24 protein-coding genes are annotated in these 25,147 nt (G+C 69.7%); 20 read left to right on the top strand and 4 right to left on the bottom strand.

Annotated features, from left to right (window positions below):
• Positions 1 to 81: 81 nt before the first annotated feature.
• Positions 82 to 285: a cold-shock protein gene (locus tag ACZ61E_RS03265; protein ID WP_017948713.1), complete on the bottom strand. Its 204-nt coding sequence runs from the start codon at positions 283 to 285 to the stop codon at positions 82 to 84.
• Between the two features lie 331 nt (positions 286 to 616).
• On the opposite strand from ACZ61E_RS03265, the gene ACZ61E_RS03270 reads away from it, so the two are divergent.
• The 5 genes from ACZ61E_RS03270 (at position 617) to ACZ61E_RS03290 (ending at position 4,717) form a co-directional block, all read left to right on the top strand.
• Entirely contained in the window at positions 617 to 1,510 is an 894-nt protein-coding gene (locus ACZ61E_RS03270; RefSeq protein WP_469697161.1) for a menaquinone biosynthetic enzyme MqnA/MqnD family protein, read from the top strand.
• A gap of 34 nt (positions 1,511 to 1,544) precedes the next feature.
• The gene (locus ACZ61E_RS03275) at positions 1,545 to 1,865 is read left to right on the top strand and encodes a hypothetical protein (protein WP_469697586.1); all 321 of its coding nucleotides are present in this window, start codon (positions 1,545 to 1,547) and stop codon (positions 1,863 to 1,865) included.
• A 105-nt stretch (positions 1,866 to 1,970) separates the two neighbouring features.
• A complete protein-coding gene (mqnC, locus tag ACZ61E_RS03280; RefSeq protein WP_469697162.1) occupies positions 1,971 to 3,170 on the top strand; it encodes a cyclic dehypoxanthinyl futalosine synthase in 1,200 nt (399 codons plus the stop codon).
• A 10-nt stretch (positions 3,171 to 3,180) separates the two neighbouring features.
• Positions 3,181 to 3,840, top strand: coding sequence for a hypothetical protein (locus ACZ61E_RS03285; protein WP_469697565.1), 660 nt, complete (start codon positions 3,181 to 3,183; stop codon positions 3,838 to 3,840).
• A gap of 175 nt (positions 3,841 to 4,015) precedes the next feature.
• Positions 4,016 to 4,717, top strand: a complete 702-nt coding sequence (locus ACZ61E_RS03290; RefSeq protein ID WP_469697163.1) for a demethylmenaquinone methyltransferase — start codon at positions 4,016 to 4,018, stop codon at positions 4,715 to 4,717.
• Here the strand turns inward: ACZ61E_RS03290 and ACZ61E_RS03295 are convergent.
• Entirely contained in the window at positions 4,698 to 5,222 is a 525-nt protein-coding gene (locus tag ACZ61E_RS03295; protein ID WP_469697164.1) for a GNAT family N-acetyltransferase, read from the bottom strand. The two genes, ACZ61E_RS03290 and ACZ61E_RS03295, sit on opposite strands and share 20 nt — an antisense overlap.
• A gap of 137 nt (positions 5,223 to 5,359) precedes the next feature.
• On the opposite strand from ACZ61E_RS03295, the gene ACZ61E_RS03300 reads away from it, so the two are divergent.
• On the top strand, positions 5,360 to 6,643 hold the full coding sequence (locus ACZ61E_RS03300) for a geranylgeranyl reductase family protein (RefSeq protein ID WP_469697165.1): 1,284 nt from the start codon (positions 5,360 to 5,362) through the stop codon (positions 6,641 to 6,643).
• 26 nt (positions 6,644 to 6,669) lie between these two features.
• Here ACZ61E_RS03300 and ACZ61E_RS03305 read toward each other — a convergent pair whose 3' ends face one another.
• A complete protein-coding gene (locus tag ACZ61E_RS03305; protein ID WP_469697166.1) occupies positions 6,670 to 7,278 on the bottom strand; it encodes a GH25 family lysozyme in 609 nt (202 codons plus the stop codon).
• A gap of 189 nt (positions 7,279 to 7,467) precedes the next feature.
• On the bottom strand, positions 7,468 to 8,277 hold the full coding sequence (locus ACZ61E_RS03310) for a C40 family peptidase (RefSeq protein WP_469697168.1): 810 nt from the start codon (positions 8,275 to 8,277) through the stop codon (positions 7,468 to 7,470).
• A gap of 750 nt (positions 8,278 to 9,027) precedes the next feature.
• Here ACZ61E_RS03310 and ACZ61E_RS03315 point away from each other — a divergent pair.
• From ACZ61E_RS03315 to nuoN, 14 genes are read left to right on the top strand one after another with little or no spacing between them, the layout of a single operon-like run.
• Positions 9,028 to 9,387 (top strand): NADH-quinone oxidoreductase subunit A, encoded by a 360-nt coding sequence (locus tag ACZ61E_RS03315; protein WP_078075627.1) that lies wholly within the window; start codon positions 9,028 to 9,030, stop codon positions 9,385 to 9,387.
• 19 nt (positions 9,388 to 9,406) lie between these two features.
• Positions 9,407 to 9,961: a NuoB/complex I 20 kDa subunit family protein gene (locus ACZ61E_RS03320; RefSeq protein ID WP_469697169.1), complete on the top strand. Its 555-nt coding sequence runs from the start codon at positions 9,407 to 9,409 to the stop codon at positions 9,959 to 9,961.
• Entirely contained in the window at positions 9,958 to 10,707 is a 750-nt protein-coding gene (locus ACZ61E_RS03325; RefSeq protein WP_469697171.1) for an NADH-quinone oxidoreductase subunit C, read from the top strand. Before ACZ61E_RS03320 ends, ACZ61E_RS03325 begins: the two co-directional genes overlap by 4 nt.
• On the top strand, positions 10,704 to 12,026 hold the full coding sequence (locus ACZ61E_RS03330; RefSeq protein ID WP_078075624.1) for an NADH-quinone oxidoreductase subunit D: 1,323 nt from the start codon (positions 10,704 to 10,706) through the stop codon (positions 12,024 to 12,026). The genes ACZ61E_RS03325 and ACZ61E_RS03330 overlap by 4 nt, the downstream gene beginning before the upstream one ends.
• Before the next feature lie 32 nt (positions 12,027 to 12,058).
• Positions 12,059 to 12,874, top strand: coding sequence for an NADH-quinone oxidoreductase subunit NuoE (gene nuoE / locus ACZ61E_RS03335; protein WP_469697566.1), 816 nt, complete (start codon positions 12,059 to 12,061; stop codon positions 12,872 to 12,874).
• Positions 12,874 to 14,229 carry an NADH-quinone oxidoreductase subunit NuoF gene (gene nuoF / locus ACZ61E_RS03340; RefSeq protein ID WP_469697172.1) on the top strand — a complete coding sequence of 452 codons (1,356 nt, stop codon included), beginning with the start codon at positions 12,874 to 12,876 and terminating at the stop codon, positions 14,227 to 14,229. The genes nuoE and nuoF overlap by 1 nt, the downstream gene beginning before the upstream one ends.
• Entirely contained in the window at positions 14,226 to 16,748 is a 2,523-nt protein-coding gene (locus tag ACZ61E_RS03345; RefSeq protein WP_469697174.1) for an NADH-quinone oxidoreductase subunit G, read from the top strand. Before nuoF ends, ACZ61E_RS03345 begins: the two co-directional genes overlap by 4 nt.
• On the top strand, positions 16,745 to 18,133 hold the full coding sequence (gene nuoH, locus ACZ61E_RS03350) for an NADH-quinone oxidoreductase subunit NuoH (RefSeq protein WP_469697175.1): 1,389 nt from the start codon (positions 16,745 to 16,747) through the stop codon (positions 18,131 to 18,133). The genes ACZ61E_RS03345 and nuoH overlap by 4 nt, the downstream gene beginning before the upstream one ends.
• A complete protein-coding gene (nuoI, locus tag ACZ61E_RS03355; protein WP_469697176.1) occupies positions 18,126 to 18,785 on the top strand; it encodes an NADH-quinone oxidoreductase subunit NuoI in 660 nt (219 codons plus the stop codon). Before nuoH ends, nuoI begins: the two co-directional genes overlap by 8 nt.
• Positions 18,782 to 19,615: an NADH-quinone oxidoreductase subunit J gene (locus ACZ61E_RS03360; RefSeq protein WP_469697178.1), complete on the top strand. Its 834-nt coding sequence runs from the start codon at positions 18,782 to 18,784 to the stop codon at positions 19,613 to 19,615. Before nuoI ends, ACZ61E_RS03360 begins: the two co-directional genes overlap by 4 nt.
• Positions 19,612 to 19,911 carry an NADH-quinone oxidoreductase subunit NuoK gene (nuoK, locus tag ACZ61E_RS03365; RefSeq protein ID WP_469697180.1) on the top strand — a complete coding sequence of 100 codons (300 nt, stop codon included), beginning with the start codon at positions 19,612 to 19,614 and terminating at the stop codon, positions 19,909 to 19,911. Before ACZ61E_RS03360 ends, nuoK begins: the two co-directional genes overlap by 4 nt.
• A gap of 14 nt (positions 19,912 to 19,925) precedes the next feature.
• Positions 19,926 to 21,821, top strand: a complete 1,896-nt coding sequence (nuoL, locus tag ACZ61E_RS03370; RefSeq protein WP_469697182.1) for an NADH-quinone oxidoreductase subunit L — start codon at positions 19,926 to 19,928, stop codon at positions 21,819 to 21,821.
• A gap of 4 nt (positions 21,822 to 21,825) precedes the next feature.
• Positions 21,826 to 23,397, top strand: coding sequence for an NADH-quinone oxidoreductase subunit M (locus tag ACZ61E_RS03375; RefSeq protein WP_469697184.1), 1,572 nt, complete (start codon positions 21,826 to 21,828; stop codon positions 23,395 to 23,397).
• Positions 23,394 to 25,046 carry an NADH-quinone oxidoreductase subunit NuoN gene (gene nuoN, locus ACZ61E_RS03380; protein ID WP_469697186.1) on the top strand — a complete coding sequence of 551 codons (1,653 nt, stop codon included), beginning with the start codon at positions 23,394 to 23,396 and terminating at the stop codon, positions 25,044 to 25,046. Before ACZ61E_RS03375 ends, nuoN begins: the two co-directional genes overlap by 4 nt.
• The last annotated feature ends 101 nt before the right edge of the window (positions 25,047 to 25,147 follow it).

Consider the following 25,147-nt stretch of genomic DNA (forward strand, 5'->3'; position numbering starts at 1 on the left):
CTGCTCCCCGCACTGGACATGCGGGGAGAGGGCTCCTTGGTACTGCGTGTTTTTCCGTGCGCGATCTGCCGAACCGGGCAACTAGGCCGGGGTTACGTTCTCCGCCTGCGGGCCCTTCGGGCCCTGGGTGACGTCGAAGTTCACGACCTGGTTCTCCTCGAGGGAGCGGAATCCGGTCGCGTTGATCGCGGAGTAGTGGACGAAGACATCCGGGCCGCCGCCGTCCTGGGCGATGAAGCCGAAGCCCTTTTCAGCGTTGAACCACTTGACGGTTCCGGTAGCCATAAGCCCTCCTTGGGCCAAAGGGTTGCCCTGCTCCAGAACCTGCAAACAAGTCTGAAAACTACAAAAGCCCGCGGGTCACATTCTCCGCAGGCTCTGTACTGCAAGGGAAACCAAACTGCAACTTGCGGCGAGCCTAGCACGCGGCTCACGGCCAGCGGTAGGGGGAAAGATCACCCAAAGATCACCTCACCCGGACGTTTGACGAGGGTCCCGGCGGGCTGACGCGACGCGCCTCTCGAAGAGGTCCCTGACGTGCGACGGAGACTCGCCCGAGTGCCCTCCCCGGCGCCCCCGTGCGCCCCCGCGCGCCCCACAGGTCTAGCCTCGCGGTGTGGACAGCTCCTCTGAAAGCACAGCAATCCTCGACCAGGGCCCGAGCGATCACCCCCGCGTCCGGCCGCGCGTCGGGCACATCCAGTTCCTGAACTGCCTCCCCCTTTACTGGGGCCTCGGCAGAACAGGAGCCCTCTTCGATCTTGAGCTGACGAAGGACACCCCGGAGAAGCTCAGCGAGCACCTGGTGCGCGGAGATCTCGATATCGGTCCCGTCACCGTGGTCGAATTCCTCCGCAATGCCGAGGACCTCGTCGCATTCCCCGATCTCGCGGTCGGCTGCGACGGTCCCGTCATGTCCTGCCTGATCGTTTCGCAGGTGCCGCTCGAAGAGCTGGACGGGGCGCGGGTCGCCCTCGGCTCGACCTCGCGGACCGCCGTACGGCTCGCGCAGCTGCTGCTCGCCGAGCGGTACGAGGTCACGCCCGACTACTACACGTGCCCGCCCGACCTCGGTCTGATGATGCAGGAGGCGGACGCGGCCGTACTGATCGGTGACGCGGCCCTGCGCGCCTCCCTGCACGACGCGCCCCGCCTCGGGCTCCAGGTCCACGACCTCGGGCAGATGTGGAAGGACTGGACGGGGCTGCCGTTCGTCTTCGCGGTGTGGGCGGCGCGCAAGGACTACCTTGCGCGCGAGCCGGAGACCGTACGCGAGGTGCACCGGGCGTTCCTGGCCTCCCGCGACGTGTCGCTGGAGGAGGTCGCCAAGGTCGCCGAGCAGGCGGCGCGCTGGGAGACCTTCGACGCGGAGCTGCTGGAGCGCTACTTCACGACGCTCGACTTCCGCTTCGGTCCCGACCAGCTCGCGGGGGTACGGGAGTTCGCCCGCCGTACCGGACCCACGACCGGCTATCCGGCCGACCCCCGGGTCGAGTTGCTCCCGTCCTGAGAGGGTGGGGGAACACGGACGGGGAGGGGTCGGGATGCGGCCGCTCGACGCGGACGGGCCCCGCGCCATCGGCGCGTACCGGCTGCTCGGCAGACTCGGTGCCGGTGGCATGGGGCGGGTCCATCTGGCCAGGGTGGAGGCCAAGTGCTACGGGGTGGGCACACTGGTGTCCGCCTCAGCGAAGGAGATCAAGGTCGAGGAGTCCACGGATCCCGACCGGCCGGGCAGGGCGGGGATGTGCACGGACACGGAGGCCGCCGAGCTGACGTTCACCCTCACCGAGGACGGCGATCTGCGGTTCGTGTCGGCGGAGGAGGCGGCGGGCAACCCGACCGGGACGCTGAGCAGGCAGTAGCGACCGGGGCCGCCCGTGAGCCCGGCAAACGGTCCGCCCGTACCCCTGGCGTACGCTGGATCGGACCGTAGATCCACTGATACACCGCCGAAAGGTGACGCCCCGGTGACCGAGAAGGCCGACCAGCAGTCTGTCCTCGACCGCGCTGCCGAGGGTGGCCGGATCACCCCCGAAGAGGCGCTCGACCTCTACCGTTCGGCCCCACTCCACGCGCTCGGCGCGGCGGCCGACAGCGCGCGCCGCCGCCGTTACGCCGGTACGGAGCACATCGCGACGTACATCATCGAGCGGAACATCAACTACACGAACGTCTGCGTGACGGCGTGCAAGTTCTGTGCCTTCTACGCGGCCCCCAAGGACACCGGCAAGGGCTGGACGCGCGACCTCGACGACATCCTGCGCCGCTGCGCGGAGACCGTCGAACTCGGCGGCACCCAGATCATGTTCCAGGGCGGCCACCACCCCGACTACGGCGTGGAGTACTACGAGAAGCACTTCGCCGCCATCAAGGCCGCGTTCCCGCAGCTCGTCATCCACTCCCTCGGCGCCTCCGAGATCGAGCACATGGCCCGGATCTCGGACGTCCCGGTGGAGGAGGCGATCCGCCGGATCCACGAGGCGGGCCTGGACTCCTTCGCGGGCGCGGGCGCCGAACTCCTCCCGGCCCGGCCGCGCACGGCGATCGCGCCGCTGAAGGAGTCCGGCGAGCGGTGGCTGGAGATCATGGAGACCGCGCACGGTCTCGGTGTGGAGTCCACGTCCACGATGCTGATGGGCACGGGGGAGACGAACGCCGAGCGCATCGAGCACCTGCGGATGATCCGCGACGTCCAGGACCGGACGGGCGGTTTCCGGGCGTTCATCCCGTACACCTACCAGCCCGAGAACAACAAGCTGAAGGGGCGGACGCAGGCGACGCTCTTCGAGTACCTGCGGATGATCGCCATCGCCCGGATCTTCCTCGACAACGTCGCCCACATCCAGGGCTCCTGGCTGACCACGGGCAAGGAGGTCGGCCAACTGTCCCTGCACTACGGCGCGGACGACCTCGGCTCGATCATGCTGGAGGAGAACGTGGTGTCGTCGGCGGGGGCGAGGCACCGCTCCAACCGGCTGGAGATCATCGACCTGATCCGCAAGGCGGGCCGGGTCCCGGCGCAGCGCGCCACGACGTACGAGCACCTCGTCGTGCACGACGACCCGGCGCTGGACCCGGTCGACGAGCGCGTCGTCTCGCACATCTCCTCCACTGCGATCGCGGGCGGCACGGCGCACCCGGAGCTCAAGCTGCTCGACGCCAACTGACCGGGTGGCACTGACGATCCACCGCGCGGACCTGCTGCTCCCCGGTGCCGGGCGCGCTCCCCTGCCGGACGGCGCGGTGCTGGTCGCGGGGGACTCGATCGCGGCCGTCGGCGGTCACCAGGAGCTGGCCGCCGCGCGTCCCGGCGCACGGGTCAGACGGTGGCCGGGTGTGCTCACGCCGGGGCTGCGCAATCCGTACGGTCCCGAACTGCTGGAGCACACCTACCACCCCGACCCGCGCGAGGCCGCCGAGCTGGGGACCGAACCGCTCGCGGGCGACGCGCTCGCCGCGCTGGAGATGACCGACGCCCGCTGGGGAGCGAGCGCCCGGCGCGGGGTGCGGCGGATGCTGGCGCACGGGACGGTCGCGATCGCCGGGACGCCGCGGCGGGAGACGGTGGCGGACGCCGTCGCGCGTTCGGGGCTCGGCGTCGGGGAGCGCCTCGGCCCACCACCGGGCCCGGCCGGTCTGGACCCCTTCGCGGGGCGGCCGGCGCAGGACGCCTTCGTGCCGCCGCCGCTCGATTCCGAGGGCCGCCGGGCCGATTTCGCGGTCTTCGCGGTGGAGGTCCCCCCGGGCGCCGACCCGTACGCGGCCCTGACCCGCGCGGGCGCGGCCACCTGCGTGGCCACGGTCCTCGGCGGCCGTCTGCTCCACCGGCGCACCTGAGTCCGTGCCGCGCCCGCGTCGGCGCGACCGTCCGCCGGGACCGTCCGCCGAGAGCCGGGCCGGGCGGGCGTGCGGTGCCCGGGGCGGCCACGGAGCCGCTCGCGCGCCTGCGAGAATGAGCGGGTGCGCCGTGGTGGACGGTGCCGAGTCGAGCGAGAAGTGAGGCGGAACGCCAGTGACCCGGGCCACCCTGGACAAGCAGCCGCATGAAGTCGCCTCGATGTTCGACGACGTGGCGGCGAATTACGACCTCACCAACGACGTGCTCTCCCTCGGGCAGGCGCGGCTCTGGCGCAAGGAGGTCGCCAGGGCGGTGAACGCCCGTCCCGCGCAGAAGGTCCTCGACCTCGCCGCGGGGACGGCCACGTCCTCCATGCCCTTCGCCGCCACCGGTGCCTACGTCGTGCCGTGCGACTTCTCGCTCGGCATGCTCCGCGAGGGCAAGCGGCGCCACCCCTGGCTCCCGCTGACCGCCGGGGACGCGACCCGACTGCCGTTCCGTGACGACGTCTTCGACACCGTCACGATCTCCTTCGGCCTGCGGAACGTGCAGGACACGGAGGGTGCGCTGGGTGAGCTGTACCGGGTGACCAGGCCGGGCGGGAAGGTCGTCATCTGTGAGTTCTCACAGCCGACGTGGGGCCCCTTCCGGACCGTCTACACCGAGTACCTGATGCGCGCGCTGCCGCCGGTGGCGCGCGGCGTGTCCTCGAACCCCGACGCGTACGTGTACCTCGCCGAGTCCATCCGCGCCTGGCCCGACCAGCCCGCGCTGGCCGGGCTGCTCCAGAAGGCCGGCTGGTCGAACGTCGCCTGGCGGAATCTGAGCGGCGGGATCGTGGCCCTGCACCGCGGGGTCAAGGCCGGTCCAGCCTGAGCCGGAAGCGGTGGCCCCGCCGTCTGCCCACCGGCGTCAGGAACGTCTCCTCCAGCTCCATGCCCAGCCGCCGGATCACCGCGACCGAACGCTCGTTGCGGGCGTCGACCATCGCCACGACGGTGGGGACGCCCGCGGCCCGCACCCGCTCCAGCGCCAGGCGCGCGGCGGCCGTCACATAGCCCTTCCCCCAGTGGGCGCGGCCGAGGCGCCAGCCGATCTCGATCTCGCCGACCGGGCCGAACGACGTGTGGGGCCAGGGCTGCGCGCCGGTGAAGCCGATGACCTCGTCGTCGCCGTCGAGCATCGTCCAGAAGCAGAAGCCGAGTCCGGCGGCGTGCGCCCGCTGCCGGGCGGTGAGCTCCTCGTACTCGGTGAGCGGCGCGGGGCCGCCGTGGAACTCCATGACTTCGGGATCGTCGAACACCCGGTGCCATTCGCGGGCGTCCTGTTGCGTCGGTACGCGCAGCCGCACGACCGGGACCGGTCGGGTGATGTCGTTCATCGGGGCAGCCCTTCAACTCGTCCGTCAGCAGGCACCCATAGACTGCACCTGTCCCGTGCCGAACATGTCCAGAGCCGTCGGTACGCCATGAGGGGACCCGCCCGCCGGGGCCCCACGAGTCTCCGGGAGATCCCGCTGTGACCGAGCCCCTCTCCGAACACACCGCAGATGTGATCGTCGTCGGGGCCGGCCCGGCCGGCTCCACCACGGCGTACCACCTCGCCAGGTCGGGCCTGGACGTCCTGCTGCTGGAGAAGACGGCCTTCCCGCGCGAGAAGGTCTGCGGCGACGGCCTGACCCCGCGCGCCACCAAGCAGCTCGTGGGGATGGGCATCGACATCTCCGAAGAGGCGGGCTGGCTCCGCAACAAGGGCCTGCGCATCATCGGCGGTGGTGTACGGCTCCAGCTCGACTGGCCCGACCTGGCCAGCTATCCGGACTACGGTCTGGTGCGCAAGCGCGACGACTTCGACGAGCAGCTGGCCAGGCAGGCGCAGAAGGCCGGGGCGCGGCTGCACGAGCGCTGCAACGTCGGCGCCCCGATCATCGATCCGCGCACCGGGCGGATCACCGGCGTCAACGCCAAGCTGGGCGAGGAGAAGACGCCCGTCACCTTCCACGCCCCGCTCGTCGTCGCGGCCGACGGCAACTCCACGCGGCTGTCGCTCGCGATGGGCCTGCACCGGCGGGACGACCGTCCGATGGGCGTCGCCGTCCGTACGTACTTCACCTCGCCCCGGCACGACGACGACTATCTGGAGTCGTGGCTGGAGCTGTGGGACCGGCGCGGGCCGCAGGACCGGCTGCTGCCCGGCTACGGCTGGATCTTCGGTATGGGCGACGGCACGTCCAACGTCGGTCTGGGCATCCTCAATTCGTCGTCCGCCTTCAAGGAGCTGGACTGGCGCGAGGTGCTCAAGACGTGGTGCGCTTCGATGCCGGCCGACTGGGGGTACACGCCGGACAACATGACGATGCCGATCCGCGGCGCGGCGCTGCCGATGGCGTTCAACCGGCAGCCGCACTACACCAAGGGCCTGTTGCTGGTGGGTGACGCGGGCGGGCTGGTCAACCCGTTCAACGGCGAGGGCATCGCGTACGCCATGGAGTCCGGCCAGATCGCTGCGGACGTCATCGTGCAGGCGCAGGCCCGTCAGACGCCGGGGCAGCGCGAATCGGCCCTCCAGCGCTATCCGCAGGTGCTCAAGGACACCTACGGCGGCTACTACACGCTGGGCCGGGCCTTCGTGAAGCTGATCGGCAACCCGCAGGTCATGAAGATCGCGACGCAGCGGGGGCTCACGCATCCGCTGCTGATGAAGTTCGCGCTGAAGATGCTGGCGAATCTGACCGATCCGTCGGGCGGCGACGCGATGGACCGTGTCATCAACGGTCTGAGCAAGGTCGCGCCGAGGGCGTAGCCGCCGCCCCGCAGCTCGGTCCGCGCTCAGTCCTCGGTGCCGCCGACCCGGAATCCCTCGTCGGCGAGCGCCCCGAGGCTCTTGCCGCCGCCCCCGGCCCAGCTCCGCAGGGCGGCGGCGTCGGCGAACCTGCCGACGTTCGTGTCGAGTGGGCTGTCCGTGTACTGGTGGAACGTCCAGGCGGCCTTGATCCGGGGCTTGCCCGCCGTCACGTAGTCCGCGATCCACAGGGCGTCGCCCGCCTCGCTGGTGGTGTCGCGGTTGAGCCAGAAGTCCCGGTTGCAGTAGAGCCCGACGCGGTGGTCCGCGCCCCGCAGCCGCTGGACCTCGGCGAGGAAGTCGTCCTTCGCCGCGCACGGGACCTCCCCGTCCTCCCAGTCGGCGAAGAGCGGGTCGCCCGCGCGCTCGGCGGCCTTCCCCACGAAGTACGCGGCCTGGTCCTTCACGCTGCCCGGCCGCAGGAAGTGGTAGAAGCCGACCACCAGACCGGCGTCCCGCGCGTGTGAAGCCTGGGCCTTCATCCGGGGGTTGAGGTAGGAGGTGCCCTCGGTGGCCTTGACGATGGCGAAGTCAAGGTCCTTCGTGGAGAACGACGAGCTCTGGTACGACGATACGTCGACGCCCTTGACGGTCATCGGTGGTGCCTCCTGCGTGGCGCGTGTGGGGGGAGAGTTCCTTTCCCTTCCGATGCCCTCGATGGGACCGGGCCACTCTCGAACGGTCCCGCCCGGCAGGGGCGTTGGGAGTGCGCCGGGGCACGGCGAAGGGCCGCCGCTCCCGGGCTGGGGAGCGACGGCCCTCGGGTCGTGCCGGTGGTTCGGCGGTCAGAGGAGACGGACGGCGCCGGTCGGCGGGTCCCAGTCCAGCGTCTTCTCGACCACTCCGGTGCCGGAGTTCTGCGCGCCGATGAACTTGCCGCCGCCGGAGTAGATCCCCACGTGGTAGGCGCTGCCCGCGCCGCCCCAGTAGAGGATGTCGCCGGGCTGGAGGTTCTCCAGGGAGACCTGGGTGCCGGCCGTCGACTGCGGCTGCGAGGTGCGCGGCAGGTCGACGCCGATCTGGCGGTAGGCGGCCTGGACGAGGCTGGAGCAGTCCCAGGAGTCGGGGCCGGTGGAGCCGAGGACGTACGCGTCGCCGACCTGGGCGCGCGCGAAGGCCAGCACGGCGGCGGCCGAACCGGTGGCCTGTGTGGCGCTGTCCGAGGACGAGGCGGACGAGCCGGAGGCGGAGAGCGTGGTGCGCTCCGTGGAGCGCGAGGCGCGCTCCTGGGCGGCCTCGGCGCGTGCGGCCCGTTCGGCCTTGGCCTTCGCCTCGGCCTTGCGGTCGGCCTCGGCCCTGGCCTTCTTGGCGGCCTTCGCGGCCTTGGTGGCCGCGGCGTCCTCCTCCGCCCGGAGTTCGAGGTGGACGGCGACCTGCTGGGTGGCGTCCGCGGACTGCGCGAAGCCGCCGGCGAGACCGGAGGTGAGCGTGGGCATTTCGATGGTCTCGGTCACCGGCTCGGCGTGGGCCGGAGCGGCGGCACCGGCCAGCGCCATGGTGCTGAGGACGCCACCGGCGACTCCGGAGCGGATCGCCGTCTTCGACGCGCCGCGGCGGGGCTTCCGGTGGCTGGGTATGTGAGCGGTGTGGGACATGAGGACAATCGCTATCAGGGCTATCGGGTCCCCTTCAAGAAACGTGTGTTGCGCCACAGTTACGTCCGGAGTAGATCAATCCACTTGCTAGTGGCCTTTATTGACGCCGTAACGGTCATAACGGGCGCCCGTGATCATGGTCGCGATCACGGGCTTTCGGTGAATCGCCCTAATTGCCCGTCACCTACCACCCGTTCGCGCTCATGGCCAAGCCCCGTTTCCGGGAAGGTTGAGCGGAGTGGTGGAGGTCACAGGATGGTGAACGCCGGGCGTCCCGGGCGCTCGTGAACGCGCGCACGATGACCACTTCCGGCCAACTCCGCCTGCGGTCGTCCACCTCCGTACGTCTCCGTCCGCCTCCGCCCGCGGCCTCCCCGTGCCCCTCCGGCGGAAGGGGCGCGCGTCTATCACCCGCGCGCGTCCAGCTCCAATTTGCCGCTCTCCGCGTTGCCTTGATAGGGCCGCACGCCTCCGACCAGCGGTGACTCTCCGCATTGTTACCCCATGTGACCGTGCGTGCGCCCCCCGTGCCACCTTCCGCGGTCGCTCCGGCGCATGATCGATCGTCGGGTGGTGGAGATCACAAACTCCTAGTCGCACCCCGTGTCGCACGTCACAGACCGGGAGGCATAGGATGCGGGGCAGTCCGGCTTGTGAACTGCCTCACATACGCGTGATCTTCGTGGGACGGCGGCGACAGAAGCTCGGTTGAGGACCAACGGTCAGGGACGACTGGAAGGAGCGAGGAGCGTGAATGCCTACGCGCCCATCCTCGTGCTCGGCGCTCTCGGTGCCGCGTTTGCGATCTTCTCCGTGGTGGCGGCCACGCTTATCGGCCCGAAAAGGTACAACCGGGCAAAACTCGAAGCGTACGAGTGCGGCATCGAGCCCACTCCCACGCCGGCCGGAGGTGGCCGCTTTCCCATCAAGTACTACCTGACGGCGATGCTCTTCATCATTTTCGACATCGAGATCGTCTTCCTTTACCCCTGGGCCGTCACCTTCGACGCACTGGGGCTTTTCGGGCTCGTGGAGATGTTGCTCTTCGTGCTCACCGTCTTCGTCGCCTACGCGTATGTGTGGCGGCGTGGCGGTCTGGAATGGGACTAAAGGCGCGGAGGGGCGACCAATGGGACTCGAAGAGAAGCTGCCGAGCGGTTTTCTGCTGACCACCGTCGAACAGGCCGCGGGCTGGGTGCGGAAGTCGTCCGTCTTCCCGGCGACGTTCGGCCTCGCCTGCTGCGCCATCGAGATGATGACGACGGGCGCCGGCCGGTACGACCTGGCCCGGTTCGGCATGGAGGTCTTCCGCGGTTCACCGCGCCAGGCGGACCTGATGATCGTGGCAGGACGGGTGAGCCAGAAGATGGCCCCCGTCCTGAGGCAGGTCTACGACCAGATGCCGAATCCCAAGTGGGTCATCTCCATGGGGGTTTGCGCGTCGTCCGGCGGAATGTTCAACAACTACGCGATTGTCCAGGGCGTCGACCACGTCGTCCCTGTCGACATCTACCTGCCGGGCTGCCCGCCGCGTCCGGAAATGCTGATGGACTCCATCCTCAAGCTCCACGAGAAGATCCAGGGCTCCAAGCTCGGGGTCAACGCGGAGGAGGCGGCCCGCGAGGCGGAGGAAGCGGCGCTCAAGGCGCTGCCGACGATCGAGATGAAGGGGCTGCTGCGGTGAGTGACGAGCAGCGATCCGGGGGTTCTCCGGAAGACGAGCCGGCCGGCGCGAGCGTTCCGTCCGCGCGTGGCCGGTCCGCCGAGGTCATCGGCGTACGCAAGGGCATGTTCGGCGCCGACAACGGCGGGGACACCAGCGGATACGGCGGTCTCGTCAGGACCGTCAGCCTGCCGGGTGCCTCCAGCCGCCCCTACGGCGGCCGCGACGGTGTCTTCGACGAGATCGCCGACGAACTCGAAGGCGCGCTGGAGGAGCAGGGACTGCTCCCGGCGAACGCCATCGAGAAGACGGTCGTCGACCGGGGCGAGATCACCTTCCACATCGCCCGCGAGCACCTGGTCCAGGTGGCCAGGACCCTGCGCGACGACCCGGCGCTCCGCTTCGAGCTCTGTACGGGCGTCTCCGGCGTCCACTTCCTGGGCGACAAGGGCCGCGAGCTGCACGCCGTCTACCACCTGCGCTCACTGACGCACGGACGTCTTATCCGCCTGGAGGTGTCCGCGCCGGACAGCGACCCCCATGTGCCGTCCCTGGTCGAGGTCTATCCGACCAACGACTGGCACGAGCGTGAGACGTACGACTTCTTCGGCCTGATCTTCGACGGCCACCCCGCCCTCACCCGGATCATGATGCCGGACGACTGGCAGGGCTTCCCGCAGCGCAAGGACTATCCCCTCGGCGGCATCGCCGTCGAGTACAAGGGCGCCCAGATCCCGGCTCCGGACCAGCGGAGGTCGTACTCATGACCACCCCACACGCAACTCCCCGTGCCACCACCGAGGGCACCGTCTACACCGTCACCGGTGGTGACTGGGACGAGGTCGTCGAGACCGCGGCCAAGTCGGACGACGAGCGCATCATCGTCAACATGGGTCCCCAGCACCCGTCGACGCACGGTGTGCTCCGGCTGATCCTGGAGATCGAGGGCGAGACCGTCACCGAGGCCCGCTGCGGCATCGGCTATCTGCACACCGGTATCGAGAAGAACCTCGAATTCCGCAACTGGACGCAGGGCACCACCTTCGTCACGCGCATGGACTACCTGACGTCGTTCTTCAACGAGACGGCGTACTGCCGGGCCGTGGAGTCGCTGCTCGGCATCGAGGACGACATCCCGGACCGGGCGAACATCATCCGCGTCCTGCTGATGGAGCTGAACCGGCTCTCCTCGCACCTGGTCTGCATCGCCACCGGCGGCATGGAGCTCGGCGCGACCACGATCATGATCTACGGGTTCCGCGATCGTGAACTGATTCTCGACGCCTACGAGCTGATCACCGGCCTGCGGATGAACCACGCGTACATCCGGCCCGGCGGCCTCGCCCAGGACCTTCCCCCGGGCGCCGTCGACCATCTGCGCGAGCTGCTGAAGACCCTGCGCAAGAACCTGCCGGAGTACGACAAGCTCGCCACCGGCAACCCGATCTTCAAGGCCCGTATGCAGGACGTCGGCTACCTCGACCTGGCCGGCTGCATGGCGCTCGGCGCCACGGGACCGATCCTGCGCTCGGCCGGCCTGCCGCACGACCTGCGCAAGACCGACCCGTACTGCGGCTACGAGACGTACGAGTTCGACATCCCGACCGCCGAGACCTGCGACGCCTACGGCCGCTTCCTGATCCGGCTGGAGGAGATGCGCCAGTCGCTGCGGATCGTCGAACAGTGCCTGGACCGACTGGAGCCGGGCCCGGTCATGGTCGGCGACAAGAAGATCGCCTGGCCCGCGCAGCTCGCGCTCGGCCCGGACGGCCTCGGCAACTCGCTCGACCACATCAAGAACATCATGGGCACGTCCATGGAGGCTCTGATCCATCACTTCAAGCTGGTGACGGAGGGCTTCCGGGTACCGCCCGGCCAGGCGTACGCCGCCGTCGAGTCGCCCAAGGGCGAACTCGGCGTGCACGTCGTCTCCGACGGCGGCACCCGCCCCTACCGGGTCCACTTCCGCGACCCGTCCTTCACCAATCTCCAGTCCATGGCGGCCATGTGCGAGGGCGGCCAGGTGGCCGACGTCATCGTCGCCGTCGCGTCCATCGACCCCGTGATGGGAGGCGTCGACCGGTGACCACCACACCGAATTCCGAGGTCAGCCTCGGAATGCCCCAGCTCCCCGCCCCCGACTACCCGGCCGATGTACGCGCCCGGCTGGAGACGGACGCCAAGGAGGTGATCGCCCGCTACCCCGACAGCCGCTCGGCCCTGCTGCCGCTGCTGCACCTCACCCAGTCCGAGGACGGGTACGTCACCCGCACCGGCGTCCGGTTCTGCGCCGAGATGCTCGGGCTGACCACCGCCGAGGTGACCGCGGTCTCCACCTTCTACTCGATGTACCGGCGCAAGCCGTCCGGCGACTACCAGGTCGGCGTCTGCACCAACACGCTGTGCGCGGTGATGGGCGGCGACGCCATCTTCGACGAGCTGAAGCAGCACCTGGGCGTCGGCAACAACGAGACCACCGAGGACGGCAAGGTCACGCTGGAGCACATCGAGTGCAACGCGGCCTGCGACTTCGCCCCCGTGGTGATGGTCAACTGGGAGTTCTTCGACAACCAGACCGTCGAATCGGCGAAGCGGCTCGTCGACGACCTGATGGCCGGCGAGCAGGTCTCCCCGACGCGCGGCGCGCCCCTGTGCACGTACAAGGAGACCGCGCGGATCCTCGCGGGCTTCCCCGACGAGCGCCCCGGCGCCGTCGACGCCACCGGTGGCGCGGGCCCCGCCTCGCTGATCGGGCTGAAGCTCGCCAAGGGCGAGGCGCCCCCGGCCCGTACGCCGCGCCCGCGCGACGGAGCGGCGCCGACGGACCGGCCCCAGCCCGGTTCCGAGCACCTCAGCTCGCACGACGCCCCGCAGAACACCGCGCAGTCCGACCCGGAGAACCCCACGGGCCCGGTGGCCGGGGAGGGGAAGTGATGACCACAGCACCCGAGATGAGCGACACCGCACCGGAGAAGCTCCTCTCTCCGGTCCTCTCCGCGTTCTGGGACCAGCCCGACGCGTGGACGCTGGAGACCTACCGGCGGCACGAGGGCTACGAGGGCCTGCGCAAGGCGCTCGCCATGACGCCCGACGACCTCATCGCGTACGTGAAGGACTCCGGTCTGCGCGGCAGGGGCGGCGCCGGCTTCCCCACCGGCATGAAGTGGCAGTTCATTCCGCAGGGCGACGGCAAGCCGCACTACCTCGTCGTCAACGCCGACGAGTCGGAGCCCGGCACCTGCAAGGACATCCCCCTTCTCTTCGCCAACCCGCACTCCCTCATCGAGGGAATGATCATCGCCTGCTACGCGATCCGCTCGCAGCACGCCTTCATCTATCTGCGCGGCGAGGTCGTGCCCGTGCTGCGCAGGCTGCACGAGGCGGTACGTGAGGCCTACGAGGCGGGCTACCTCGGCAAGGACATCCTCGGCAGCGGGATCGACCTCGACATCACCGTGCACGCCGGGGCCGGCGCGTACATCTGCGGTGAGGAGACCGCGCTGCTGGACTCGCTGGAGGGACGGCGCGGACAGCCCCGTCTGCGCCCGCCGTTCCCGGCGGTCGCGGGTCTCTACGCGTGCCCCACAGTGGTGAACAACGTCGAATCCATCGCCTCGGTTCCCGCGATCCTCAACCGCGGCAAGGACTGGTTCAAGTCGATGGGCAGCGAGAAGTCCGCGGGCTTCACGCTCTACTCGCTCAGCGGCCACGTCGCCGCCCCCGGCCAGTACGAGGCGCCGCTCGGCATCACCCTGCGCCAGCTGCTCGACATGGGCGGCGGCATGCGGCCCGGCCACCGGCTCAAGTTCTGGACGCCCGGCGGCTCGTCGACCCCGATGTTCACCGACGAACACCTCGACGTCCCCCTCGACTACGAGGGCGTCGGCGCCGCCGGCTCCATGCTCGGCACCAAGGCGCTCCAGTGCTTCGACGAGACCACCTGTGTGGTGCGGGCCGTCACCCGCTGGACCGAGTTCTACGCCCACGAGTCCTGCGGCAAGTGCACCCCGTGCCGTGAAGGCACCTACTGGCTGGTGCAGTTGCTGCGCGACATCGAGGCCGGCAAGGGCGTCGCGTCGGACCTCGACAAGCTGAACGACATCGCCGACAACATCAACGGCAAGTCGTTCTGCGCCCTCGGCGACGGCGCCGCGGCGCCGATCTTCTCCTCGCTCAAGTACTTCCGTGAGGAGTACGAGCAGCACATCACCGGCAAGGGCTGCCCCTTCGACCCGGCGAAGTCGACCCTGTGGGCCGACCGCAACGCGCACCTGGAGGTGAACGCATGACAGTCACCACGTCTGCCCCCTCCGGCGGCGGCGAGGCGGCGGTCCCGCCCGAAGATCTCGTCTCGCTGACGATCGACGGCATCGAGATCTCGGTCCCCAAGGGGACCCTGGTGATCCGCGCCGCCGAACTCCTCGGCATCGAGATCCCCCGCTTCTGCGACCACCCGCTCCTCGACCCGGCCGGCGCCTGCCGGCAGTGCATCGTCGAGGTCGAGGGCCAGCGCAAGCCGATGGCCTCCTGCACCATCACCTGCACCGACGGCATGGTCGTCAAGTCGCAGATCACCTCGCCGGTCGCCGAGAAGGCCCAGCGCGGTGTGATGGAGCTGCTGCTCATCAACCACCCGCTGGACTGCCCGGTCTGCGACAAGGGCGGCGAGTGCCCGCTCCAGAACCAGGCCATGAGCGCCGGCCAGGCCGACACCCGGTTCGACGGCAAGAAGCGGACCTTCGAGAAGCCCGTACCCATCTCCACCCAGGTGCTCCTCGACCGCGAGCGCTGCGTGCTCTGCGCCCGCTGCACCCGCTTCTCCAACCAGGTCGCCGGCGACCCGGTGATCGAGTTCCTGGAGCGCGGCGCGCTCCAGCAGGTCGGCATCGGCGTGGGCGACCCGTTCGAGTCGTACTTCTCCGGCAACACCATCCAGATCTGCCCGGTCGGCGCGCTGACCTCGGCGGCGTACCGCTTCCGCTCCCGCCCGTTCGACCTGGTCTCCTCGCCGAGCGTGTGCGAGCACTGCGCGGGCGGCTGCGCCACCCGCACCGACCACCGGCGCGGCAAGGTCATGCGGCGCATGGCCGCCGACGACCCCGAGGTCAACGAGGAGTGGATCTGCGACAAGGGGCGGTTCGGCTTCCGCTACGCGCAGCGCCCCGACCGGCTCACCACCCCGCTCGTACGGGGCGAGGACGGCGAGCTGGCACCGGCGAGCTGGCCGGAGGCACTTGAGGCCGCCGCGAACGGTCTCGCCGCCGCCCGCGGCCGGGCCGCCGTCCTGACCGGCGGCCGGCTGACCGTCGAGGACTCCTACGCGTACGCCAAGTTCGCCCGGGTCGCGCTCGACACCAACGACATCGACTTCCGCGCGCGCGTGCACAGCGCCGAGGAGGCCGAGTTCCTCGCCGCCCACGTCGCCGGCCACGGCCTCGACCTGGACGGCAAGGGGATCACCAACACGACGCTGGAGAAGGCCCCGGCCGTCCTGCTCGTCGGGTTCGAGTCCGAGGAGGAGGCGCCCGGCCTCTTCCTGAGGATGCGCAAGGCCCACCGCAAGCACGGCCAGCGCAGCTTCTCCCTCGCCACGCACGTCACTCCCGGTCTCAGGAAGGCGGGCGGCACCCTGCTGCCGGCCGCGCCCGGCACCGAGACCGAGTGGCTCGACGCGCTGGCCTCGCAGACCGGTCTCGAAGGCGCGGGCACCCGCGCCGCCGAGGCCCTGCGCGAGAGCGGCGCCGTGATCGTCGCCGGCGAGCGGCTCGCGGCCGTGCCCGGCGGGCTCACCGCCGCAGCCAGGGCCGCCACCGCGACCGGTGCCCGGCTCGTCTGGGTCCCGCGCAGGGCTGGTGAGCGCGGCGCCGTCGAGGCCGGCGCGCTGCCGACGCTGCTGCCCGGCGGCCGTCCCGCCACGGACCCGCGGGCCCGTGAGGAGACCGCCGAGGTCTGGCGCGTACGCGAACTGCCGCACCGCCACGGCCGGGACACCGGCCAGATCGTCGAGGCCGCCGCGACCGGCGAACTCGGCGCGCTGGTCGTCGCGGGCGTGGAGGTCGCCGACCTGCCGGACCCGGCACGCGCGCGTGAGGCGCTCGCCGCCGCCGGCTTCGTCGTGTCGCTGGAGCTGCGTCCCAGCGAGGTCACCGACCACGCCGACGTCGTCTTCCCGGTCGCCGCCGTCGCCGAGAAGGGCGGCACCTTCCTCAACTGGGAGGGCAGGGCGCGGCTGTTCGAGGCGGCGCTCAAGCCCGAGCAGATGACCCGCAGGCTGGCCACGGACGACGCGCGGGTGCTGCACATGCTCGCCGACGCCATGGACATCCCGTTCGCGCTGCCGAGCCTGAAGGCCGTACGCGCCGAGATGGAGCGGCTCGGCACCTGGGACGGCCCGCGCGCCGAACCGCCCGTCGAGTCCTCCCGGCCGCTGCCCCGTCCGGGCGCGGGCGAGGCACTGCTCGCCGGTCACCGGCTGCTGCTCGACCAGGGCCGGCTCCAGGACGGCGACGAGGCGCTGGCGGGCACCCGCCACGCGGCCGTCGCCCGGCTCTCCGCCACCACGGCGGCCGAGACCGGCGTCAAGGACGGCGACGTCCTCGCCGTCACCGGACCCGCGGGCACCGTCGAACTGCCGCTCAGCGTCACCGAGATGCCCGACAAGGTCGTCTGGCTGCCGCTGAACTCGACGGGCGGCGGCGTCCTCGCCGACACCGGGTCCCGTCCCGGCACGCTTGTCCGGATCGGCCCCGCCGGGGCACCGGCCCCGGCCGGAGCCCCGGAGTCCGACGCACCGGAGGTGCGCGCATGACCGCCCTCGACCGACTCGGCGCGGCCCCCGCGCAGAGCGTCCTCGCCGCCGAGGACCTCTCGATGTTCGGCACCGACCCCTGGTGGCTGGTGGCCATCAAGGCCGTCTTCTGCTTCGCGTTCCTGATGGTGACCGTGCTGGTCGCCATCGTCTGGGAGCGCAAGGTCGTCGCCTGGATGCAGCGGCGCATCGGGCCCAACCGGCACGGCCCCTGGGGCATGCTCCAGTCGCTCGCCGACGGCATCAAGCTGATGCTGAAGGAAGACGTCGTCGTCAAGCGGGCCGACAAGGTCGTCTACGTCCTGGCGCCGATCATCGCCGCGGTGCCCGCCTTCATGGCGATCGCCGTGATCCCCTTCGGCCCCGCGGGCAACGAGGTCTCGATCTTCGGCCACCGCACGACGATGCAGCTGACCGACCTGCCGATCGCGATGCTCTACATCCTCGCGGTCGCCTCGGTCGGCATCTACGGCATCGTCCTCGCCGGCTGGTCGTCCGGATCGACGTACCCGCTGCTCGGCGGCCTGCGCTCGTGCGCGCAGATGATCTCGTACGAGATCGCCATGGGCGCGGCCTTCGCCTCGGTGTTCCTCTACTCCGGGACGATGTCGACCTCGGCGATCGTCGAGGCGCAGGCCGACCGGTGGTACATCATCCTGCTGCCGGTCTCCTTCATCATCTACATCGTCACGATGGTCGGCGAGACCAACCGCGCGCCGTTCGACATGCCCGAGTCCGAGGGCGACCTGGTCGGCGGCTTCAACACCGAGTACTCGTCGATCAAGTTCGCGCTGTTCATGCTGGCCGAGTACGTCAACATGGTCACCGTCTCCGCCGTCTCCGTCACGCTCTTCCTGGGCGGCTGGCGGGCCCCGTACCCCGTCTCCACGTTCTGGGAGGGTGCGAACCACGGCTGGTGGCCGATGCTCTGGTTCGTCCTCAAGGTCCAGCTGCTGCTGTTCTTCTTCATCTGGCTGCGCGGCACGCTGCCGCGTGTGCGCTACGACCAGCTGATGAAGCTCGGCTGGAAGGTCCTGATCCCGGTCTCGGTCGTCTGGCTGATGCTGGTGGCGACCGTGCGCGCGCTGCGGAACGAGAACTACGACTTCCAGGACATCGTCCTCTACGTCGCCTCGGCCGTCATCGCGATCCTGCTGCTCTCCTTCGTCGCCGACATCTTCCGCGACAAGAAGGAGAAGGCCGCGGCCGCGGCCGAACCACCACCGCCCGCCTTCGATCCGATGGCCGGTGGCTTCCCGGTGCCTCCGCTGCCGGGGCAGACCCTGCCGCCCGTACCGCGCCGACGCTCACGCGGTGAGCGCGAACTGATTGTCAGTGGCGGGGTCAATACTGAGAGTGACGGAAAGGAGGCTGACGGTGCCTGACAACGCTTCCAAGGGTTCGACGGGGGAAGACCCCGGCGCGCGCCGGCTGAATCCGGTCGCCGGCTTCGGCGTGACCTTCAAGGCCATGTTCAAGAAGCGGCTGACCGAGCAGTATCCGGAGACGCAGAAGGTGACGGCGCCGCGCTTCCACGGCCGCCATCAGCTGAACCGTCATCCGGACGGCCTGGAGAAGTGCATCGGCTGCGAGCTGTGCGCCTGGGCCTGCCCGGCGGACGCGATCTACGTGGAGGGCGCGGACAACACCGAGGAGGAGCGCTACTCCCCGGGTGAGCGTTACGGCCGCGTCTATCAGATCAACTACGCCCGCTGCATTCTCTGCGGACTGTGCATCGAGGCGTGCCCCACCCGCGCGCTCACGATGACCAACGAGTTCGAGCTGGCCGACAGTTCGCGCGAGAACCTCATCTACACCAAGGAGCAGCTCCTCGCCGGTCTGGAGGAGGGCATGGTCGAGTCACCGCATTCGATCTTCCCCGGCACGGACGAACAGGACTACTACCGGGGCCTGGTGACCGAGGCCGCTCCCGGCACGGTCAGGCAGGTCGCCTTCACCAAGGGCGAGCGCCCGCAGGAGGGCGCCTCCGACTTCGGCGAGGACGAGCCGGCCTCGAAGAAGGTGATCGGCGGATGAACACGCTCGCCGCTTCCCTCACCTCGACCGGCGAAGCCGTCCAGTTCTGGATCCTCGGCACCGTCGCCGTGATCGGCGCGCTCTGCACCATCCTGATGAGGCGGGCCGTGCACAGCGCGCTCTGTCTCGCCGGGACCATGATCATCCTGGCGGTCTTCTACCTGGCCAACGGGGCGTACTTCCTGGGCATCGTCCAGATCGTCGTCTACACCGGCGCGATCATGATGCTGTTCCTCTTCGTGGTCATGCTCGTCGGCGTCACCGCCGCCGACTCCCTCACGGAGACGATCAAGGGCCAGCGCTGGTGGGCCGCCCTGTGCGGGCTCGGCTTCGGTGTCCTGCTGATCGCCGGCATCGGCAACGCGTCGATGACGGCCTCCACCGGACTCGGCGTCGCCAACGCCGGCGGGAACGTCGAGGGCCTCGCCGCCCTGATCTTCACCAAGTACGTGTTCGCCTTCGAGATCACCGGCGCGCTGCTGATCACGGCCTCCGTCGGCGCGATGGTGCTCACGCACCGCGAGCGCACCGAACGGGCCCTGACCCAGCGGGAGATGTCCGAGCAGCGGATCCGGAGCAAGCACCTGCCGCCGCTGCCGGCACCGGGTGTCTACGCCCGGCACAACGCGGTGGACATCGCCGGACTGCTGCCCGACGGCACCACGTCCGACCTGACGGTCAGCAAGACCCTCAAGGACCGCGGCCAGGTCCGCGACGTGTCCGGTGAGGCCATCGCCGATCTCAGGGCGCTGGAACAGCGCTCTACGGAGCGCCTCGGCCGCGAGGAGCTGCGGAGCCGCGAGGACCGCGAGGAGGGCGTCACCAAATGAACCCGGCCAACTACCTCTATCTCGCCGCCCTGCTGTTCACCATCGGTGCGGTCGGGGTGCTGATCCGGCGCAACGCGATCGTCGTCTTCATGTGCGTCGAGCTGATGCTCAACGCGTGCAACCTCGCGTTCGTCGCCTTCTCCCGGATGCACGGCAATCTGGACGGCCAGATCATCGCCTTCTTCACGATGGTCGTCGCCGCCGCGGAAGTCGTCGTCGGGCTCGCGATCATCGTGTCGCTGTTCCGTTCGCGCCACTCGGCCTCGGTCGACGACGCCAGCCTGATGAAGCTCTGAGGGGTCGCTGAATCGTGGAGAATCTGATTGCGCTGCTCATCGCGGCGCCTCTGCTCGGAGCGGGTCTTCTGCTGTGCGGCGGCCGACGCCTCGACCGGGTCGGACATGTCCTCGGCACACTGCTGGCGGCCGGCTCCTTCGTGATCGCCGTCGTGCTCTTCGCCGACATGCTGGGCAGGAGCGGCGAGGACCGCGCCCTGCACCAGCACCTGTTCAGCTGGGTGCCCGTCGAGAGCTTCCAGGCGGACGTCGCCTTCCAGCTCGACCAGTTGTCGATGACGTTCGTCCTGCTGATCACCGGTGTCGGCACCCTGATCCACATCTACTCCATCGGGTACATGGAGCACGACGAGCGGCGCCGCCGCTTCTTCGGCTATCTGAACCTGTTCCTCGCCGCGATGCTGCTGCTCGTCCTCGCGGACAACTACCTCCTGCTGTACTTCGGCTGGGAGGGCGTCGGCCTCGCGTCGTACCTGCTCATCGGTTTCTGGCAGCACAAGCCCAGCGCGGCGACGGCGGCCAAGAAGGCGTTCCTGGTCAACCGCGTCGGCGACATGGGCCTGTCGATCGCGATCATGCTGATGTTCACCACCTTCGGCACGTTCGCCTTCGGACCGGTCCTGGAGTCCACCGGTGAGGCGAGCGGCGGGACGCTGACGGGCATCGGCCTGATGCTGCTGCTCGCCGCCTGCGGCAAGTCGGCCCAGGTGCCGCTCCAGTCCTGGCTCGGCGACGCGATGGAGGGCCCGACCCCGGTCTCGGCCCTCATCCACGCGGCGACGATGGTGACGGCGGGCGTGTATCTGATCACCCGGTCCGGCGCGATCTTCAACGCCTCGCCGGACGCCCAGCTGGTGGTCGTGATCGTCGGAGCGGTCACGCTCCTGTTCGGTGCGATCGTCGGTTGCGCGAAGGACGACATCAAGAAGGCCCTCGCCGGCTCGACGATGTCCCAGATCGGCTACATGATCCTGGCCGCGGGCCTCGGCCCCATCGGCTACGTCTTCGCGATCATGCACCTGGTGACGCACGGCTTCTTCAAGGCGGGGCTGTTCCTCGGCGCCGGCTCGGTCATGCACGGCATGAACGACGAGGTCGACATGCGGAAGTACGGCGGTCTGCGCAAGTACATGCCGGTCACCTTCGTCACCTTCGGCCTCGGCTATCTCGCGATCATCGGCTTCCCGGGTCTCTCCGGCTTCTGGTCCAAGGACAAGATCATCGAGGCTGCGTTCGCCAAGGGAGGCACCGAGGGCTGGATCCTCGGCGCCGTCACCCTGCTGGGCGCGGCCCTCACCGCGTACTACATGACGCGCGTGATGCTGCTGACCTTCTTCGGTGAGAAGCGCTGGCAGCCCGACGCCCAGGGCAACGAGCCGCACCCGCACGAGTCGCCCAAGTCGATGACGATCCCGATGATCGTCCTCGCCTTCGGCTCGGTCTTCGCGGGCGGTCTCTTCTCGCTCAACGAGTCGTTCGTGAAGTGGCTGGAGCCGGTCACCCAGTTCGAGCACGGCCACCCGCCGATCAGCGCGGCGGCCGTCACCGCGTCCACGGTCGTGGTGCTGCTCATCGGTGTCGGCGTCGCGTATCTCCAGTACGGCCGCAAGCCGGTGCCCGTCACCGCGCCCCGCGGCTCGCTGCTCACCCGCGCCGCCCGCCGCGATCTCCTCCAGGACGACTTCAACCACGTGGTCCTGGTCCGCGGCGGCGAGCACCTCACCCGCTCGCTCGTGTACGTCGACCACACCCTGGTCGACGGTGTCGTCAACGGCACGGCGGCGTCGTTCGGCGGGCTCTCGGGCCGGCTGCGCAAGCTGCAGAACGGCTACGCCCGCTCCTACGCGGTCTCGATGTTCGGAGGTACGGCAGTGCTCATCGCCGCGACCCTGTTGATGAGGGCGGTGTAATCAGATGTCGTTCCCCCTTCTGACGGCGACTGCCGCCGTCCCGGCGATCGGCGCGATCGTCACGGCGGCCGTCCCGGCCGCCAGGCGCACCGCCGCCAAGTGGATCGCGCTGACCTTCTCGCTCGCCACGCTCGTGCTGGCGGTGATCGCGCTGGTCCGTTTCGATCCCGGTGGCGACCGCTACCAGCTCACCGAGTCCCATGACTGGATCTCCGACTTCGGGGTCCGGTACGAACTGGGTGTCGACGGCATCGGTGTGTCGCTGCTGGCGCTCACCGCCCTGCTGATCCCCTTCGTCATCCTCGCGGGCTGGCACGACGCCGACCCCGTCGAGACGAAGAGTTCGCGCTGGCGGCCGACGCAGGGCTTCTTCGCCCTGATCCTGATGGTCGAGGCGATGGTGATCCTCTCCTTCGAGGCCACCGACGTCTTCCTCTTCTACATCCTGTTCGAAGCCATGCTCATCCCGGTGTACTTCCTCATCGGCGGCTTCGGGGACCGGGCCCACGCGGGCGGCGACGAGGCCGGAGCCACCCAGCGGTCGTACGCGGCCGTGAAGTTCCTCCTCTACAACCTGGCCGGCGGCCTGATCATGCTCGCCGCCGTCATCGGTCTGTTCGTCTCGGCGGGGACCTTCTCGCTGACGGAGATCGCCGAGGCCAGGGCCAACGGCACGCTGGACATGTCGACGGGCATGGAGCGGTGGCTCTTCCTGGGCTTCTTCCTCGCCTTCGCCGTCAAGGCGCCGCTGTGGCCGGTGCACACCTGGCTGCCGAACGCCATGGGCGAGGCCACCGCGCCCGTCGCCGTCCTGATCACCGCGGTGGTCGACAAGGTCGGCACGTTCGCGATGCTGCGCTTCTGCCTCCAGCTCTTCCCGGAGGCGTCCAAGTGGGCCACCCCCGTGGTGCTGGTGCTGGCGCTGATCAGCATCGTGTACGGGGCGCTGCTCGCGGTCGGCCAGCGCGACATCAAGCGGCTGATCGCGTACGCGTCGATCTCGCACTTCGGCTTCATCATCATGGGCATCTTCGCGATGACCAGCCAGGGCCAGTCGGGCGCGACGCTCTACATGATCAACCACGGCATCTCGACGGCGGCGCTGCTGCTGGTCGCGGGCTTCCTGATCACGCGGCGCGGTTCGCGGCTCATCTCGGACTACGGCGGGGTGCAGAAGGTCGCGCCGGTCCTGGCCGGCACGTTCCTGATCGGTGGTCTCGCGACACTCTCGCTGCCGGGGCTCGCCCCGTTCGTGAGTGAATTCCTGGTCCTGGTCGGCACGTTCAGCGTGTATCCGGTGATCGGCATCATCGCGACCGTGGGCATCGTGCTCGCCGCGCTGTATGTGCTGGTCCTCTACCAGCGCACGATGACGGGCCCGGTGAACGAGTCGGTCCGCGGCATGCCGGACCTGAAGCTCCGGGAGCTGGCGGTCGTCACCCCGCTGATCGCGCTCCTCCTCTTCCTGGGCGTCTACCCGAAGCCACTGACCGACATCGTGAATCCGGCGGTGGAGCACACCATGAGTGACGTACAGAAGTCCGACCCCAAGCCCGAGGTGGAGGCAGCCCCGTGAGTGCGACAGCTGTCCACAGCCTGTGGACGACGACGGCGGCCCAGGGGATCGACAAGATCCAGGCCCCCAAGATCGAATACGCGCAACTGGCCCCCGTGCTGATCGTGCTGGGCGCCGCCGTCGTGGGCATCCTCCTTGAGGCATTCGTCCCGAGGAAGGGGCGGTACTACGCGCAGCTCTTCCTCTCGGTCGTCGCCCTGGCCGCCGCGTTCGCCGCGGTGGTCGCCCTCGCGGCGGGCGGATACGGCAGCACCAAGGCGCACCTCGCCGCCATGGGCGCGATCGCGGTGGACGGCCCCGCGCTGTTCCTCCAGGGAGTCGTCCTGCTCACGGCGATCGTGGCCGTGTTCACCTTCGCCGAGCGCCGGCTCGACCCGGCGAGCCACGGCAACCGGATCGACTCGTTCGCCGCCCAGGGTGGCTCGGTGCCCGGCAGCGAGGGCGAGAAGGCGGCCGTCAAGGCGGGCTTCACCACCACCGAGATCTTCCCGATCGCGATGTTCGCGGTGGCCGGCATGCTGGTCTTCCCGGCCGCCAACGACCTGCTGACGCTCTTCATCGCGCTGGAGGTCTTCTCCCTCCCGCTCTACCTCCTGTGCGCGCTGGCCCGCCGCAAGCGGCTGATGTCGCAGGAGGCCGCGGTGAAGTACTTCCTGCTCGGCGCCTTCTCCTCGGCGTTCCTGCTCTTCGGTGTCGCCCTGCTGTACGGCTACGCGGGCTCGGTGTCGTACGCGCGCATCGCCGCCGTCGTGGACGGCTCGGTCACCACCGTCGACCCGGTCCTCGCCCAGACGATGGGCAACGACGCGCTGCTGCTCATCGGCGGCGCCATGATCCTGATGGGTCTGCTCTTCAAGGTCGGCGCGGTGCCGTTCCACATGTGGACCCCGGACGTCTACCAGGGCGCGCCCACACCGATCACCGGCTTCATGGCCGCCGCGACGAAGGTGGCGGCGTTCGGCGCCCTGCTGCGGCTGCTCTACGTGGTGCTGCCCGGCCTGCGCTGGGACTGGCGGCCGGTGATGTTCGGCGTCGCGATCCTGACCATGCTGTTCGGTGCGATCGTCGCCATCACCCAGACCGACATCAAGCGCCTCCTGGCGTACTCGTCGATCGCGCACGCCGGCTTCATCCTGGCCGGTGTCATCGCCATGACGGACCAGGGCATCTCCTCCGTCCTCTTCTACCTGGCGGCGTACTCCTTCGTCACGGTCGGCGCGTTCGCCGTCGTGACACTGGTGCGCGACGCGGGCGGCGAGGCGACGCACCTGTCCAAGTGGGCCGGGCTGGGACGGCGTTCGCCACTGGTGGCCGCGGTCTTCGCGGTCTTCCTGCTGGCCTTCGCCGGCATCCCGCTGACCTCGGGCTTCTCCGGGAAGTTCGCCGTCTTCAAGGCGGCGGCCGACGGGGGCGCCGGGGCGCTGGTCGTGGTCGGTGTGATCTCGTCCGCGATCGCCGCGTTCTTCTACATCCGGGTCATCGTGCTGATGTTCTTCAGCGAGCCGAAGGCGGACGGCCCCACGGTCGCCGTGCCCTCACCGCTGACGATCACCACGATCGGGGTGGGCGTGGCCGTCACGGTGGTGCTGGGCGTCGCGCCGCAGTACTTCCTGGATCTGGCGAGCCAGGCGGGCGTCTTCGTGCGGTAGACGGCGGGAGCCGTTCCGTACGGGTACGGGGCGGGGGGGGGGGGGGGGCGCGGGAGGGGGGGAGACGGGGGGGCGCGGCGGGGGAGGGGGGGGAGGGGGGC

The sequence above is a fragment of the Streptomyces sp. NPDC104581 genome (genome assembly GCF_055583685.1).

Coding starts and splice junctions, on each gene's coding strand:
- ACZ61E_RS03345 (WP_469697174.1), top strand. CDS start 14,226: ATGACAGTCACCACGTCTGCCCCCTCCGGCGGCGGCGAGGCGGCGGTC.
- nuoK (WP_469697180.1), top strand. CDS start 19,612: ATGAACCCGGCCAACTACCTCTATCTCGCCGCCCTGCTGTTCACCATC.
- ACZ61E_RS03265 (WP_017948713.1), bottom strand. CDS start 285: ATGGCTACCGGAACCGTCAAGTGGTTCAACGCTGAAAAGGGCTTCGGC.
- ACZ61E_RS03275 (WP_469697586.1), top strand. CDS start 1,545: ATGCGGCCGCTCGACGCGGACGGGCCCCGCGCCATCGGCGCGTACCGG.
- ACZ61E_RS03320 (WP_469697169.1), top strand. CDS start 9,407: ATGGGACTCGAAGAGAAGCTGCCGAGCGGTTTTCTGCTGACCACCGTC.
- ACZ61E_RS03330 (WP_078075624.1), top strand. CDS start 10,704: ATGACCACCCCACACGCAACTCCCCGTGCCACCACCGAGGGCACCGTC.
- nuoH (WP_469697175.1), top strand. CDS start 16,745: ATGACCGCCCTCGACCGACTCGGCGCGGCCCCCGCGCAGAGCGTCCTC.
- nuoF (WP_469697172.1), top strand. CDS start 12,874: ATGACCACAGCACCCGAGATGAGCGACACCGCACCGGAGAAGCTCCTC.
- ACZ61E_RS03310 (WP_469697168.1), bottom strand. CDS start 8,277: ATGTCCCACACCGCTCACATACCCAGCCACCGGAAGCCCCGCCGCGGC.
- ACZ61E_RS03360 (WP_469697178.1), top strand. CDS start 18,782: ATGAACACGCTCGCCGCTTCCCTCACCTCGACCGGCGAAGCCGTCCAG.
- nuoE (WP_469697566.1), top strand. CDS start 12,059: ATGCCCCAGCTCCCCGCCCCCGACTACCCGGCCGATGTACGCGCCCGG.
- ACZ61E_RS03375 (WP_469697184.1), top strand. CDS start 21,826: ATGTCGTTCCCCCTTCTGACGGCGACTGCCGCCGTCCCGGCGATCGGC.
- ACZ61E_RS03295 (WP_469697164.1), bottom strand. CDS start 5,222: ATGAACGACATCACCCGACCGGTCCCGGTCGTGCGGCTGCGCGTACCG.
- ACZ61E_RS03305 (WP_469697166.1), bottom strand. CDS start 7,278: ATGACCGTCAAGGGCGTCGACGTATCGTCGTACCAGAGCTCGTCGTTC.